Source organism: Bradyrhizobium sp. SZCCHNRI1029 (assembly GCF_032487555.1).
Classification (GTDB): Bacteria; Pseudomonadota; Alphaproteobacteria; order Rhizobiales; family Xanthobacteraceae; genus Bradyrhizobium.
Genome location: NZ_JAUEUK010000013.1, coordinates 15,918 through 29,202, shown reverse-complemented (window position 1 = coordinate 29,202; position 13,285 = coordinate 15,918). Strand labels below are relative to the sequence as shown.

The following is a 13,285-nucleotide window of genomic DNA, read 5'->3' as shown; positions in this document are numbered from 1 at the left end:
CGACGAGGCAACCTGCGAAGAGGCAGCCTGCGAAGAGCTTGCCCGAAAGGCTGCCCGCGCGCGCCTGAAAGCAGCAGCGCCCCCCACACTGCTCCTTACGACCGCTCGCAGCGCCCTCACGCAGGCCTGCCCTGCCGCCCCGGACATTGCCTCATCCGCCGATGATTCGCGACGAGATCCGCATCATGTGCGAATGCAGCGCATCGGCCATGAACGGCAGCGCCAGCAGCAGCGTCACGAAGATCGCGATGATCTTCGGCACGAACACCAGCGTCTGCTCCTGGATCTGCGTCAGCGCCTGGAACAGCGAGACGACCACGCCAACCACGAGGCCGACCACCATCAGCGGCGACGACACCAGCACGATGGTCCAGATCGCATCGCGCGCCACATCGAGCGTTTCAGCTCCCGTCATGTCCTGTCGTTCCTCACTGTCGATCGGCTCCGGTCCGGCACCCGCCTCATCGCGCGCGGTCGCGGCAGACGGCAAATCCCCTGGGCGCATCAGGCACGTGGCGGCCTGAAGCGTTACGAGCTGCGCCTAGATCGTCATCTTCATCACGTCTTCATAGGCCTGGATCACGCGGTCGCGCACCGACACCAGCGTCGACACCGCGACGTCGGTTTCGGCGACCGCCGTGACGACATCCATGACGTTTGCCTTGCCCGCGGCCATCGCGACCGCCTGACTGTCGGACTTGCGTCCGGCCTCCATCACGCTGCCGATCGCGTCCTTCAGCACCGCGCTGAATGACGGACCACCCTTGTCGGCGCCGTTGCCGCTACCGAGCACGTCGCGCACGCGCCCAAGGCTGCCGAAGGCACCGCTCGAGCCGCCGGTGTCGAGCACGCGCGCGGAATTCGCGTAGGCATTCGCTGCGGAGATTGGGGAGGCCATGACTTTCGTTCCTGTCCTAGGTCTTCAGAATGTCGAGCGTGCGCTGGATCATGCGGCGCGTGGCGCCGATGATGTTCAAATTCGCCTCGTAGGACCGCTGCGCATCACGCATGTCGGTCATCTCGATGAGCGGATTGACGTTGGGGTACTTGACATTGCCGGACGCGTCCGCGGCCGGGTTACTGGGGTCGTATTTGACGCGGAACGACGATTGATCGGGCACCACCTTGCCGAGTGCCACCACCTTGGCGTCGAGCGCACGATCGAGTGCCGAGGTGAATGTCGGGACCTTGCGGCGATACGGATCGCCGCCCGCCTTGGCAGCGGTCGAATCGGCATTGGCGATGTTCTCGGAAATGACGCGCATACGTCCCGCCTGCGCACGCAGGCCGGAGGTCGCGATGCTCATCGAGCGGAGGAAATCGCTGGAGTCGTTTGCCATGCTTGTCGGTCTCTGTCCTTAACCCGAGCTCAGCCCTTGCCGATCGCCGTCTTCAACAGATGCAGGCTCTTGCCGTACAACGAGGTCGCCGCGGCGTAGTCCATCTGGTTGGCGGAGACCTTCAGCATCTCCTCTTCGAGGCTCACCGCGTTGCCGGCGGGCCTCGTCTGAAATCCGACCTTGCGGTTCTGGTCGAAGCTCGCGCTCTCGCCCGACGACGGGGCGATGTGCGCGGTGCTGGTCCGGGTCAGCGACAGCGGCGCAAAGCCGCCGACCGCCTGGCCGGTTGAATCGAACTTCGGCTCAACCAGATCCTTCGGCTTGAAGTTTGGCGTATCCGAATTGGACACGTTCTCGGACAGCACGCGCTGGCGCTCCTGATGCCATTGCATCTTGGTCCGCAACGCCGACAACACGGGGAGATCGTTGATGGACATGGCGCTGCTCGGTTGTGTCCGACTACCGGACGGTTTGGGTAGGTAGAAATTGCCGTGCATATGGTTAACAGGGAGTTAAGAAAGGGTGCGATGCCCACCGGGACTATCCCGGTGTCTTGACGAATTCTTAGGAAACTGCCGGGGTCCCAGCCGACCGATGCATCATTCCGGGACGGCGCGGCTCGCCAAGAAGTCGTTTTGGCCCGGCCGATTCATGGGTTATTAAGAGGCGGAGCGGCAGTTCCTGCCGTCATGCGTTAACAGGTTGGTTCCGGTTCTGAAGCTCCGTTCGCTGCCGGCGATGCGTTGGACAGACGAAAGACTTCGAAAGGACGCGGTATTTGCCGGGGACAGAGATGCAGGCACTGACGTTCTTTTTTGCATTCGTGGCGGTGCTGGCGCTGATCGGCCTCGCCGCTTGGCTGGTCCGTCGATTCGCGGGCAATCGTCTCGGGACCAACCCGAATCGCGGCCGCATGCCCCGGCTTGCCGTGATCGATGCCGCCGCCGTCGATGGCCGCCGCCGTCTCGTGCTCGTGCGCCGTGATAATATAGAGCATCTTCTGATGATCGGCGGGCCGACCGACATCGTGGTCGAATCCAATATCGTGCGGGCCATGCCGGCGCGCGAGCAATTGCCGCAGCGGCCGGGCATCAGTGCCGAGCCGCCGGCGGCGCGCATCGCGCCGCTGCCGGATGCGCCGTCCTGGGCCGACAACGAGCCGAAGACCGAGGCCGCCGAGCATGCCGAGTTGCAGATGTCGGAGCCGCCGCAGCGCCCGATGCGGCCGTCGTTCATCGATGAGGTTCGCCGCACGGCGCCGACTGCCGCAGAGCGGCGTGAGCCGGCACCGGCATTTCCGCCGGAACCACCGCTCCCTCCGCGCCGTCCCGATCCCCGCCAGGACCTCCGGGCGGACGTCCGTGGAGAACCGCGCGGCGGAGACGAAGCCCGCCTGGAGCCGCGCCCCGAGCGGGTGGCCCGCGGTGAACCAGTGATGCCGCGCCCGTTGCGCCCCGCCGAGCCGCAGCGTCAGGCCGAGGCGCAGCGCCCTTCCGAGGGGCCCCGGCTGCCACCGGTGCGGAGCGCTGAGCGCGCAGCCGAGCGCGTCGAGCGCGCGGCGGCGCCGCCGCTGCCGCCGGCGGCCCAGATGCCGCCGCCCCCGCCCCCGGCTGCCCCGCCGCCCGCAGCGGCCGATTCGAGCGCCGAAGCCAATCTGGCCGAGATGGCGCAACGGCTCGAGGCCGCGCTGCGGCGTCCATCAGCCGATCCGTCGGCTGCTCCGGCCTCGGGTCCCCCGGCGCTCCGGGCGGCCGCGCGCAACGAGCCGCCTGCGGCGCAAGCCGCGCCGGTCAAGACCAGCTTCGAGAATCTGGAGGACGAGATGGCCTCGCTGCTCGGACGTCCGAAGTCGTCTCAGTGAGATCGCTGCTTCCCCCGCGTAGAGTTGTCTTCACCGCTGTTCTGACTGCCGCCGGTTTACTGGCGGGACGTGCTGCTGCGCAGGACATCAGCATCAATCTCGGCGCCGGCGGTGGCGGCGTCACCGAACGCGCGGTCCAACTGATCGCGCTGCTCACGGTGTTGTCGATCGCGCCGTCGATCCTGATCATGATGACGTCGTTCACGCGCATCGTGGTCGTGCTGTCGCTGCTGCGCACGGCGATGGGCACAGCGACCGCGCCGCCCAACTCGGTCATCATCGCGCTCGCGATGTTCCTCACGGCGTTCGTGATGGGCCCGGTGCTGCAGAAATCCTATGATGACGGCATCCGGCCCCTGGTGGAGAACCAGATCGGCGTCGAGGACGCGCTGCAGCGCGCCTCGGTGCCGCTGCGCGGCTTCATGCAGAAGAACGTGCGCGAAAAGGACCTGAAGCTGTTCATGGACCTCTCCGGCGAGCCGCCGCCGGCGACGCCCGACGACCTGTCGCTGCGCATCCTGGTGCCGGCTTTCATGATCTCCGAGCTCAAGCGCGCCTTCGAGATCGGTTTCCTGCTGTTCCTGCCCTTCCTGATCATCGACCTCGTGGTCGCGTCGGTCTTGATGTCGATGGGCATGATGATGCTGCCGCCGGTCGTGGTGTCGCTGCCGTTCAAGCTGATCTTCTTCGTGCTGGTCGACGGCTGGTCGCTGGTGGCCGGCAGCCTGGTGCAGAGCTACGGCGGGTAGGTTTCACCTCTCGGTGTGAGCGAAAGCCAGTCGGTCGTGACTTTCCATTGACACGTGCCCTCGATCAGTTCGCCCGGATTGGGCTTGCGACGGGGCGCGATGTGGGGGAGCCGCGCAACTCGATGCGAGCTCGCTGTATGATGTGCCAGCCACCGCTCGAACCAAGCGCGGCCATGATCGCCGCCACAATGAGATCCGGCCATGCCGTGCCGGTGCCGAACACACCGGCTGCGGCCGCGAGTACGGCGACGTTGCCGATCGCATCGTTCCGGGAGCAGATCCAGACCGACCTCATATTCGCGTCGCCGATCCGGAAGCGGTAGAGCATGAGGGCCACGCCCGCATTGGCGACAAGGGCGAGCATGCCGACGATCCCCATCGCCTTCGCCTCCGGGAGGGTGCCGGTCATTGCGTGCCAGACAGTGGAGGCAAGGACAAGGACGCCAAGCAGGACGAGCGACCAGCCCTTCAGAAGGGCGGCGCGCGCTCGCCAGCTCAGCGCCAGTCCCGCCACTCCGAGGCTGATCGCATAGTTGGCCGTATCACCGAGGAAGTCGATCGCGTCCGCCTGCAGCGAGGCCGACCCGGCCGCCACGCCTGCTGCGATCTCCGTCAAAAACATGGCTGCGTTGATAGCCAGCGCAATCCAGAGCGCACGACGCCAGCGGGGGCTGTCCAGTTCCCTCGGAGGGGAAGAGGAACAGCAGTCGTCATGACAACCAGGCATATCGTCGCCTCTTACAAGATGATGCGACGTCCTATATGGACCCTGTAGCCACTATAGGGTCAAGCCATGTCACGACTGACCATCGGCGACCTCGCGAAGCGGACCGGCACCAAAGTCGAAACGATCCGCTATTATGAGCGGATCGGTCTGCTACCTCTTCCGGCGAGAACCGAGGGCAATTACCGAGCCTATGACAACGACCAACTGGGGCGACTGAGCTTCATCCGGCGTGCCCGCGACTTGGGCTTCTCCATCGACCAGGTCCGTGACCTGCTGGACCTCGCCGATCAGCGAGACCGCTCGTGCGACGCGGTCGACGTCATCGCCGGCCAACACCTGGCAGAGATCGAACGCAAGATCGCGGACCTCGTGGCGCTGCGCGACGAGCTTGCCGATGTCATCGGGCGCTGCAAGCACGGCACCGTTGCCGACTGCCGCATCATCGAAGCGCTTGCGCCGCATCGCTCTGACTGAACGAACGAGACAATGGCGTCGCAAGGCAGTCTCGACCTTTCGTCTGGACGCGCGTCGGGCGGATTGCGGACAGCATCGCGATGAGCTCGGCTTCGGCCTTGGTCGGCTCATCTGGTGGCTCTCCGGCTCTGCGTGCGGCGTTGAGATCAACGGCCGGCGATCGCCTGCTTGACGCCCTGGATGCGCGGCAAGGCGCCGGTCGCTTCCGACGGGGCCTTCGCGGCATCCTTGCCGCCGTCCGGTCCCTTGCCGGTGGCATCCGGGAAGCGCGCCCGCATGTCGCGGAGGAAGCCGTCGAGCGTGTCGACACTCGCTGCCATCTTCGCGATCTGCGCGAATTCGGCGCTGGAGCCGCTCGCCGGCTTGCTGGCGACGTCGAACGCGATCTTGTCCGCCTCGCCGGTCATCAGCGGCGCATATTTCTCGCGGAAGCGGGCGAGGCCGATGGCGTCGTCGGCGAGCGCATAGCCGACCACGGCGCGCAGGATGTCGCCGCGCTCCGCCGGATTGAGCGGGCGGAAATCGCGCCAGCGATCGCCGTAGTAGAGCTCGATCTGCTCGGACGCCTCGCGCCAGCGCCGCGACGCCCAGTAGATGTCGGAGCGCAGCCGGATCGCCTCGCGGCCGCCGATGTTGCTGATGATGTCCAGCCCGAGGTCGTAACGACCGATGTCACTGTTGGCGCGCGCCTCCAAGAGCAGCCGCTGCTGGCGCAGCTCGCCCGCGAGATCGGCGATGCGGGTGGTGCGCAGCGCCTCGATGGCGCGGTCCGGCTTGCGGTTGGTGAGGTAGACCATGGCGAGACGCGCGGCGACCTGGGCGCGCGCCGCACCTTCGAGGCGGTGGTCGACTTGGTATTGCAAAAGCTCGGCGGCCTGGTCGAGCAGATCGATGCCGACCAGGCGGTCGGCGAGCTTGCGGATCATCTCGTCGCCGCGGCGGCCGATCGGAGTCAGCTCGCGAAACCCGTAGAAGATGCTGAGCGCATCGACCGGCGGAAGCTCGTCGGCCTTGCCGCTCAGGAACAACTGCGAGAACAGGCGGGAGGCTGCATCCTGGGCCTGCCGCGCCAAGTCGGAGTTGGGCATCAGGCGGGTGGCCTGGCGCGCGGCCTCGAGCGAGTCCGCGTAGCGCCCGGCCTCCTCGTAGAGCTGCGCCATCATCTGCAACGTCTGCACCTCGATGGCGTCGCCGCGCCAGATCGCCTGCAAGGTCTCAAGCTCCTTCAACGCGTCGGGCGGCTTGATCTCGCCGCGCTTCTGCAGAAGCTTGATCTCGAGCAGCTTGGCCTCCGCGGCCGCCATGCGGTCGTCGGAATTGACGGCGAAGCGATAGTCGTCGAGCGCGTCCTTCTCCTGCGCCATCGCCTCGGCGAGTCGGCCGCGCAGCACGGCGATGTCGGGCTTCATGTCCGCGGGCACGCCGATCACGTCGAGCTCGGCGCGCCGCTTCGCGGCGCCAGCGAAATCCTTGATCTCGAGCGCCGACTTCATCGCGTCAGCGATCACGACGCGCTGCAGATCGAGCGGCAGCGAGGCGATGGCGAACTCGACGTTCTTCAGCTTCTCGCGCGCGTCCGCGAACTTGCCCTGCCGGGCGAAGGCGAGGCCCTTCCACATCTGGGAGTCGAAATTGTTCCCGATCGACGGCGTGGCGAGATCCTTGAGCCCCTGGTCCGGCCGGCCCATCAGGATGCTCGCCACCGCATGGATCATCAGCATGGCGGTCTCGTCGGTGCGCGGGTCGGCGTCGGAGATCATCAGATTGGTGACACCGCGCGCCTCCGGGTACATCGCTCGCGCCATGTAGAAGCGCGCCAGCGCCAGCCGCGCCTGCGCCCGCCGCTCCGGCTCGGCGTTGGCCGCGGCCTTGATCAGGAGATCCTCGCGCGGCACGAACGGCTGGGTCTGGTTCTGCTGCCATTCGTCGATGTCGAACATCGGCCTGACAGCGGTCGGCGCCCGCTCCGGCGAGAAGCCGATCGACGACAGCGTCAGCCCGCCCGGCCGGCCCAGGATCACCTTGTCGGGCGCGATCTCGACGGCGACGTCATCCGAATTCGGACGAACCGCGATGCCGTGGATGGAATCGAGCAGCGACAGATCGACGAAATCCTGGCGCTTGATGAAGCCGCGGATCGGCGGCGGCGCCGTCACGACCAGCAGCGTGTCGCCGGCATCCGGGTCGGTCACCCGGTGCAGCATGCCGGCTCCGGGATTGGCGAGCGGCACCATCACATTGGCAAGCGCGGGATCGGTGACGTTGCGCATCACCATCAGCGGCTGCTGATTGGCCTGGCCCTTGTCGGCGAAAGACAGCATCCAGCTGCGCCCGCCGTCATCGCTGCCGAGCGAATGCATCTGCGGGCGGTTGAGCCGGATCCGGATGGCCTGCCCGTTATCGAGCGACATCCTGTTGACCTCGCCGATGATGGCGCCGCCCTTGGCGCGGATGGGCTCGACGTCGACGGGCTTGGTCGAATCGAACACCATCCATACCGTATCGCCGCGGCGGAACAGCGCCGCCGGCGTGACCTGGCCGAAGCCGAAGGTGAGCCGCAGGCCCTCACTGTCGCGCAGGGCCTCCAGGGTGGCGGCTCCATTGGCTGCCTTCTCGGCCGGCTTGGTTTCGGCAGGCTTGGTTTCGGCAGACTTGGTCTCGGCAGACTTGGTCTCGACGGGCTTGGCGGCTTCGGCTTTGCCGGCCTCCGGCTTCATCGCCTCGGGCTTCGCGGGTTCGGATTTGGCGGCTTCGGATTTGACGGCTTCAGGCGCAGCAGCTTCAGGCTTGGGGGCCTCGGGCGCGGCTTCGGCCTTCGCGGCGGCGGGCGCGGCAACAGCCGCTGCCGACGGCGCCGGTTGGGCTGCGGGCTCGGTGGCCGGCGCCGCGACCGCAGGCGCCGGCTTGGTCTCCGCCTTCATCTCCTTGGCGATGGTGTCGGAGGTCGGCGGCACGATCTCGGGCTGCGCAGCCTGCTTCGGCTTGTCGCCATTGGGCTTGCTGCCGTTGGGCTTCTCGGCCGCGGCCGCCTTGGCGCCCGGCAGCGTGTCCGAGGAGACTGCGGAGACCTTCTTGTCCGGCTGCTGATAGGCGACGTCGATGTTGTAGTTCTTCTCCTCGCGGAAGGCGCGAACGTCGACCTCGCCGACCAGGCCGAGCTCGACGACGGTCCTGCTGCCGTCGATGCGCTGGTTGATCGCGGCGACGTTCGGCGGCGCGACGAGCTTGGCGTCGGCGAGATCGAAGGACAGCGGCGCGGTGAAGAACAGCGACAGCTTCTGGTCGTTGAGCACCGAGGAGATGCCGACACCGTCGGGGATCTCGAACACGAAGCGCACGAAGGTCGGCTGCACCAGCGCGCGGACGCGGATCGGCGGCCGCTTCTTCGATTCCGCCTCGGCGCGCTGCAGCCGCAGCGCCTTCTCGGCGGCGCGCGCGCGCTCGGCGAGCTCGCGCACGACCTCGGCCGGCAGCGGCGGCGGCGGGCCGGTCCAGCTGTCGGGCAACAGATCGATGAAGACGCGTTCGCCCGCGGTCATGGTGTTGACGCGGACCTTGCGCGACAGCGACAGCCGCAGCGCCGAGCCGTCGGGGTCGCCGCGGGCCGATGAGATATAGTCAGGCGCCGCATCCACCCAGCGGTCGATCGGAACGGTGGCGGCGCGATCGAACCTGATCAGCAGAATCGAGCCGGCGGTGGTGACGTCGGCGCTGACGTCCTCGGCGAATTTCAGCACCAGCCGCGCATAGCCGTCCTGGGCCGACAGGCTCGCCTCGCCGGGCACCGGCGCAGCGCCCGCCGCGACCGTGGACAGCACCAGGCCGATGACGATGGCCGACAGCAGGGCAAGGCCGGCGCGCGCCCGTGCGCGGGCCGTCGACCGCAATCCAATGGGAGTCGTGCGCGCCATGGTCACAAGCTTCCGGTTCGACATCCGCAACTTGACGGATACGCCTGCCCCGCCACGCCGGAAATCTAGGTGCCGGCGTTTAAGGGCGCATTAAACATGCGGCTCAATTGCTCTTCACAGGCACGATCTTGCCCTCGATCTTCGGCAGCTCGGCGCTGGTCTCGGGCCTGTCGGCGCCGGCCCGGCGCGCCAGCTCGACGGTGAGCCGCTCGGCGGCCTCCGGCGTCATCAGACCGAGAATGTCCGACATCTTGCGCGGGGCGATCTGCGAGGCGATCTCGATCAGCACCGACATCTCGAGCCGGTCGAACACCTTGGCGGCATCCTTCGGCTTCATGCCCTCGTACATCGTGACGATGCTCTTGAAGCGGGCGTTGTCGGCCTCGGTCTTGGCGGCCTGCGCGCCGGAGATGCGGCCCTCGATCGCCTTCATCTCCTCGGTCTTGGACTGGATGCGCTGCTCGGCGGCGCGCAGCAGGCTCTCGCGGATGTCGATCTCGCGCGCGCGCGCGTCGAGCTCCTGGCGACGCGACTGCAGCCGCTCGAGGATCGCCTTCTCCGCCGGCGACACCTGCTGCTGGTTCTCCTCGGGCTTGATCACCACGCCCTCGGGCTTGGTGTCGGGAGCGGCGGGCTTGGGCGCCTCCTCCTTCTTCTCCTTCGGCGCGCCGTGCGTGGAGCCGGTGACGATGTCGTTGTCCTCGCGGCCGGGATAGCCCAGGTTCTCCTGGGCCCAGGACCGCTTGGTCGGGTGAGGGTCATAGTCGAAAACGTAGCCGCCATCGATCACGAGGCCGGCCACCTTCAGGACCGCAAGGCAGGCCACCGCGATCAGGACGACGGGAATGACGCGGATGTTACGAAACGCATTCATGCGGCAAGGCCACCAGTCCTTCGACGTTCGGAGAATGCCTGGGCCGCGGCGGCAACCGCCTTGGCACTGGAGACGCGCACCGGCTCGGTCGTGATCGCCGGCACCGGCGCAGGCGCAGGGGCCGGCTCCGGCGCGGCTTCAGGCGAGGTGATGGGTCGCGCGGCGCTGGCGATGCGCGACAGCCGGCGCACCACGCCGTCGCTCTCGGCGAGCTGCTTGCGCAACTGGTCGGACATCTGCGTCGCGGCGGCGAGCTGATTGCCGAGATTGTCGTTGACGTCGCGCACCGCGAGCTTGAGGCCGCCGATCGCCCGCTCGGCGATCTCGGTCGCGGTGATCAGCTCCGCGATCACGGCCTTGAGCGAATGCTCGTCCGCCTTCAGCCGCTTGAGCCTGGAATTCAGCAGCATGCAATAGCCGATGGTCAGCACGAGAAGGACCGCCACCAGGCTTTCGATGATCAATCCGAGGGAGTGGTTCATTGGGCCTCCATCAACTTGTTCTGGCCTTCTGCGCCTTCGAACATCGCAAGCGTCGTATTCGGCTTGCGCAAATTCTTGGTGACACGGATCGCGACGCGGTCGCCGACCCGCCCCATCCGCCCCTCCGTCAGCATGGTGCTGCCGCAGCGGACCGCGACCAGCGCATCGGGACGGATGTCGAGCGGCAGGGTGTCGCCGACCTTCAGCTTCATGAGCTGCTTCAGCGGCACGTCGGCCTCGTAGAGCACGGCGTCGACGGCGATCTCGGCCTTGGCGATCTCGGTGGCGAAGTGGCCTTCCCAGACGGGATCGCGGCCGAACTTCTCACCCATGAACATCTGCAACAGCACCGGCCGGATCGGCTCGATCGTCGCGTAAGGCAGCAGCAGCTCGATGTTGCCGCCGCGGTCTTCCATGTCGATCCGCAGCTTCACCAGGATCGCGGCATTGGCGGGCCGGCTGATCGCGGCGAAACGCGGATTGGTCTCGAGCCGGTCGATGGTGAAGCGCACCGGCGACAGCGGCCGGAACGCCTGCTCGGCATCGCTCAGCACCACCTCGATCAGGCGCTTGACCAGGTTGGTCTCGATCGTCGTGTAGGGGCGACCCTCGACGCGGAGCTGGGTGTTGCCGCGGCGGCCGCCGAGCAGCACGTCGATGATCGAATAGATCAGGGTCGAGTCGACGGTGGCGAGCCCGAAATTCTCCCACTCCTCCGCCTTGAACACGCTGAGCACGGCGGGCAGCGGGATCGAGTTCATGTAGTCGCCGAAGCGCACCGAGGTGATGCGATCGAGCGAGACCTCGACGTTGTCGGAGGTGAAGTTGCGCAAGGACGTCGTCATCAGCCGCACCAGGCGGTCGAAGACGATTTCGAGCATCGGCAGACGCTCGTAGGAGACCATCGCCGAATCGATGATCGCGCGAATGCCGGAATGGTCGTCGAGACTGACCTCGCCGGCGGTGAAGCCGAGGAGATTGTCGATCTCCTCCTGCGACAGCACCCGCTCGCCGCCGTTCTTGGTGGCGCCGAAATCGCGGCTGCCGTCCTCGACCATCGCGGCCCATTGCAGGGCCATCGATTCGGTGAGTTCATTGGCTGCTGCGGCTTCCGCGGCCTCTGTGGGATCCTCCGAGTCGAGCGAGGCTTCCCATTGCGCGGCTATCGCATCCTGGTCGACTTGATCGTTGCCCGCCATGATCGTTGAGCTTCTTTGCCTTACTGGACCACGATTTCCTTGAACAACACCGCGTTGACCTGGTTGGGCGCCAGCGCGACGTTGACCCGCTTGGTGAGCTCCTCCTTGAGCCGGAACAGGCCCGCCGAGCCGTTGAGGTCGCTCGGCCGGAGCTCGCGCAAGTACGTCTGGAAGATGTCGGTGACGCGCGGCAGCGTCGGCTTGATCGACTCGACCTGCTTCTCCTCCTTCACCTCGAGCACGATCTTCACTTTCAGATATTGGACGCGGTCACCGGGATTGCCGACCAGGTTGACGAGAAGGTCCGGCACCTCGACGAAGGCCGGCGGCTTCGGCGGCGGCGCCGCCTCGGCGTGATGCTCGTCGTTCTTGTGGCTGAAGAAGAAGAAATAGGCCGCACCACCGACGCCGAGCAGCGCCAGCGCGCCGACGACCATGATGATCAGCTTGAGCTTGCTCTTCGGCGAGCCTGCTTGCTCCTCGCCTTCGCCTGCTCCGGCGTCGTTCTCGGCCATAGCTTTCGGATCCTTCCGGAAAATCGAGCCGATGCCGCCAGAAAGCTTAATGACGCGAAACCAACGCTCCCAGCGCATCTGCGCTTTGTTGAGTGAACGCTACGGTAACAATGGTTAACGGAAGCTTTCTTTTGCCGAGGCGGTGGGAAAATCTTGCCGGGCAATTATGGTTAGCGAGACGTTATTGCCGGGCGTTTCGGACGCCATCGAAACTCTAATTCATTGATAAGAATACGATTTTCATAGTGGCACGGCTTTCGCTGTACCCCTTGCGAACCCGCCGGCTTGGGAGAGCTGAACGGTTCGTTGAAGACCCGGTCGAGACCGCCTTGGGAGAGGTGCCGCGAACGGGATTCGTTAAGAGGGGAGATCGACCGGTGGAGAACGCGCTTCTCATCGGATTGTCGCGACAGATGGTGCTGGAGCGGCAACTCGACGTCGTTGCCAACAACGTCGCCAACGTCAACACCAACGGCTTCAAGGCCGATCAGCAGCTGTTCGAGGAGTATCTCTCCTCCGGCGCGCATGAAGACAATTTTCCGGGCGCCGCCCGCAGGGTGTCCTATGTCCAGGACCGCGGCACCTATCGCGACTTCTCGCAGGGCTCGATGCAGCGCACCGGCAACGCGCTCGACGTCGCCGTCACGGGCGACGGCTTCCTGACGGTGCAGACCGCGGCCGGCGAGCGCTACACCCGCGACGGCAATCTGCACATGAACAATCTCGGCCAGCTCGTCACCGCCGCCGGTGACCTCGTGCTCGGCACCGGCGGTCCGATCGTGTTTCAGCCGACCGACCACGACATCAACATCTCGCCCGACGGCACCGTGACGGTGGTCGAGGGCGTCAACCGCACCGACTCGATCCGCGGCAAGCTGCGCATTGTCAACTTCGCCGATCCGCAGGCCGCGCAGAAGCAGGGCAACAACCTCTACGCCGCCGCCGGCGGCGCCATCCCGCAGCAGGACACCAAGTCGACCGTGCAGCAGGGCTACATCGAGAAGTCGAACGTCAGCGCGGTCGGCGAGATGAGCAAGATGGTCGAAGTGATGCGCGCCTACACCCAGGTCGCCAACATGCTCCAGGTCCAGAGCGACCTGCGCAAGAACGCGATCGAGAAACTCGCCGACGTTCCGGCCTGACAGATCTTGAA

Annotated in this window: 14 protein-coding genes; 4 read left to right on the top strand and 10 right to left on the bottom strand. The window is 66.3% G+C overall.

Annotation, left to right across the window (positions count from 1 at the left end; translation table 11 throughout):
• Positions 1 to 151 precede the first annotated feature (151 nt).
• From fliQ to flgB, 4 genes are all read right to left on the bottom strand, one after another.
• Entirely contained in the window at positions 152 to 415 is a 264-nt protein-coding gene (gene fliQ / locus QW861_RS29135; RefSeq protein ID WP_008965881.1) for a flagellar biosynthesis protein FliQ, read from the bottom strand.
• 126 nt (positions 416 to 541) lie between these two features.
• A complete protein-coding gene (gene fliE, locus QW861_RS29130; protein ID WP_315716024.1) occupies positions 542 to 898 on the bottom strand; it encodes a flagellar hook-basal body complex protein FliE in 357 nt (118 codons plus the stop codon).
• A 16-nt stretch (positions 899 to 914) separates the two neighbouring features.
• Positions 915 to 1,340, bottom strand: coding sequence for a flagellar basal body rod protein FlgC (gene flgC, locus QW861_RS29125; RefSeq protein WP_315716023.1), 426 nt, complete (start codon positions 1,338 to 1,340; stop codon positions 915 to 917).
• Positions 1,341 to 1,369: 29 nt separating this feature from the next.
• Positions 1,370 to 1,777: a flagellar basal body rod protein FlgB gene (gene flgB / locus QW861_RS29120; RefSeq protein WP_315716022.1), complete on the bottom strand. Its 408-nt coding sequence runs from the start codon at positions 1,775 to 1,777 to the stop codon at positions 1,370 to 1,372.
• Positions 1,778 to 2,133: 356 nt separating this feature from the next.
• Here flgB and QW861_RS29115 point away from each other — a divergent pair, with 356 nt between their 5' ends.
• Positions 2,134 to 3,201, top strand: a complete 1,068-nt coding sequence (locus QW861_RS29115; protein ID WP_316171183.1) for a flagellar biosynthetic protein FliO — start codon at positions 2,134 to 2,136, stop codon at positions 3,199 to 3,201.
• Positions 3,198 to 3,950 (top strand): flagellar type III secretion system pore protein FliP, encoded by a 753-nt coding sequence (gene fliP / locus QW861_RS29110; protein ID WP_315716020.1) that lies wholly within the window; start codon positions 3,198 to 3,200, stop codon positions 3,948 to 3,950. The genes QW861_RS29115 and fliP overlap by 4 nt, the downstream gene beginning before the upstream one ends.
• A gap of 64 nt (positions 3,951 to 4,014) precedes the next feature.
• On the opposite strand, the gene QW861_RS29105 is transcribed toward fliP, so the two are convergent.
• Entirely contained in the window at positions 4,015 to 4,677 is a 663-nt protein-coding gene (locus tag QW861_RS29105; protein ID WP_315768207.1) for a cation transporter, read from the bottom strand.
• A 66-nt stretch (positions 4,678 to 4,743) separates the two neighbouring features.
• Between QW861_RS29105 and QW861_RS29100 the strand changes: the two genes are divergently transcribed.
• Entirely contained in the window at positions 4,744 to 5,151 is a 408-nt protein-coding gene (locus QW861_RS29100; RefSeq protein WP_315716019.1) for a helix-turn-helix domain-containing protein, read from the top strand.
• Positions 5,152 to 5,297: 146 nt separating this feature from the next.
• Here the strand turns inward: QW861_RS29100 and QW861_RS29095 are convergent, their stop codons facing one another.
• From QW861_RS29095 to fliL, 5 genes are all read right to left on the bottom strand, one after another.
• A complete protein-coding gene (locus QW861_RS29095; RefSeq protein WP_316193810.1) occupies positions 5,298 to 9,062 on the bottom strand; it encodes a tetratricopeptide repeat protein in 3,765 nt (1,254 codons plus the stop codon).
• A gap of 103 nt (positions 9,063 to 9,165) precedes the next feature.
• Positions 9,166 to 9,936, bottom strand: coding sequence for a flagellar protein FlbB (locus QW861_RS29090; RefSeq protein ID WP_315716017.1), 771 nt, complete (start codon positions 9,934 to 9,936; stop codon positions 9,166 to 9,168).
• Positions 9,933 to 10,418 carry a DUF6468 domain-containing protein gene (locus tag QW861_RS29085; RefSeq protein WP_315753139.1) on the bottom strand — a complete coding sequence of 162 codons (486 nt, stop codon included), beginning with the start codon at positions 10,416 to 10,418 and terminating at the stop codon, positions 9,933 to 9,935. The genes QW861_RS29090 and QW861_RS29085 overlap by 4 nt, the downstream gene beginning before the upstream one ends.
• On the bottom strand, positions 10,415 to 11,617 hold the full coding sequence (gene fliM, locus QW861_RS29080) for a flagellar motor switch protein FliM (protein ID WP_315716015.1): 1,203 nt from the start codon (positions 11,615 to 11,617) through the stop codon (positions 10,415 to 10,417). Before fliM ends, QW861_RS29085 begins: the two co-directional genes overlap by 4 nt.
• A 20-nt stretch (positions 11,618 to 11,637) precedes the next feature.
• A complete protein-coding gene (gene fliL, locus QW861_RS29075) occupies positions 11,638 to 12,132 on the bottom strand; it encodes a flagellar basal body-associated protein FliL (RefSeq protein WP_315716014.1) in 495 nt (164 codons plus the stop codon).
• 377 nt (positions 12,133 to 12,509) lie between these two features.
• Between fliL and flgF the strand changes: the two genes are divergently transcribed.
• Positions 12,510 to 13,274, top strand: coding sequence for a flagellar basal-body rod protein FlgF (flgF, locus tag QW861_RS29070; RefSeq protein WP_315753140.1), 765 nt, complete (start codon positions 12,510 to 12,512; stop codon positions 13,272 to 13,274).
• The last annotated feature ends 11 nt before the right edge of the window (positions 13,275 to 13,285 follow it).

Excerpts from the sequence above, each read along its gene's own strand:
- QW861_RS29115 (WP_316171183.1), top strand. The coding sequence starts at position 2,134 with ATGCAGGCACTGACGTTCTTTTTTGCATTCGTGGCGGTGCTGGCGCTG.
- flgC (WP_315716023.1), bottom strand. The coding sequence starts at position 1,340 with ATGGCAAACGACTCCAGCGATTTCCTCCGCTCGATGAGCATCGCGACC.
- flgB (WP_315716022.1), bottom strand. The coding sequence starts at position 1,777 with ATGTCCATCAACGATCTCCCCGTGTTGTCGGCGTTGCGGACCAAGATG.
- QW861_RS29095 (WP_316193810.1), bottom strand. The coding sequence starts at position 9,062 with ATGGCGCGCACGACTCCCATTGGATTGCGGTCGACGGCCCGCGCACGG.
- fliE (WP_315716024.1), bottom strand. The coding sequence starts at position 898 with ATGGCCTCCCCAATCTCCGCAGCGAATGCCTACGCGAATTCCGCGCGC.
- QW861_RS29105 (WP_315768207.1), bottom strand. The coding sequence starts at position 4,677 with ATGCCTGGTTGTCATGACGACTGCTGTTCCTCTTCCCCTCCGAGGGAA.
- fliL (WP_315716014.1), bottom strand. The coding sequence starts at position 12,132 with ATGGCCGAGAACGACGCCGGAGCAGGCGAAGGCGAGGAGCAAGCAGGC.
- fliQ (WP_008965881.1), bottom strand. The coding sequence starts at position 415 with ATGACGGGAGCTGAAACGCTCGATGTGGCGCGCGATGCGATCTGGACC.
- fliM (WP_315716015.1), bottom strand. The coding sequence starts at position 11,617 with ATGGCGGGCAACGATCAAGTCGACCAGGATGCGATAGCCGCGCAATGG.
- QW861_RS29100 (WP_315716019.1), top strand. The coding sequence starts at position 4,744 with ATGTCACGACTGACCATCGGCGACCTCGCGAAGCGGACCGGCACCAAA.
- QW861_RS29090 (WP_315716017.1), bottom strand. The coding sequence starts at position 9,936 with ATGAATGCGTTTCGTAACATCCGCGTCATTCCCGTCGTCCTGATCGCG.
- QW861_RS29085 (WP_315753139.1), bottom strand. The coding sequence starts at position 10,418 with ATGAACCACTCCCTCGGATTGATCATCGAAAGCCTGGTGGCGGTCCTT.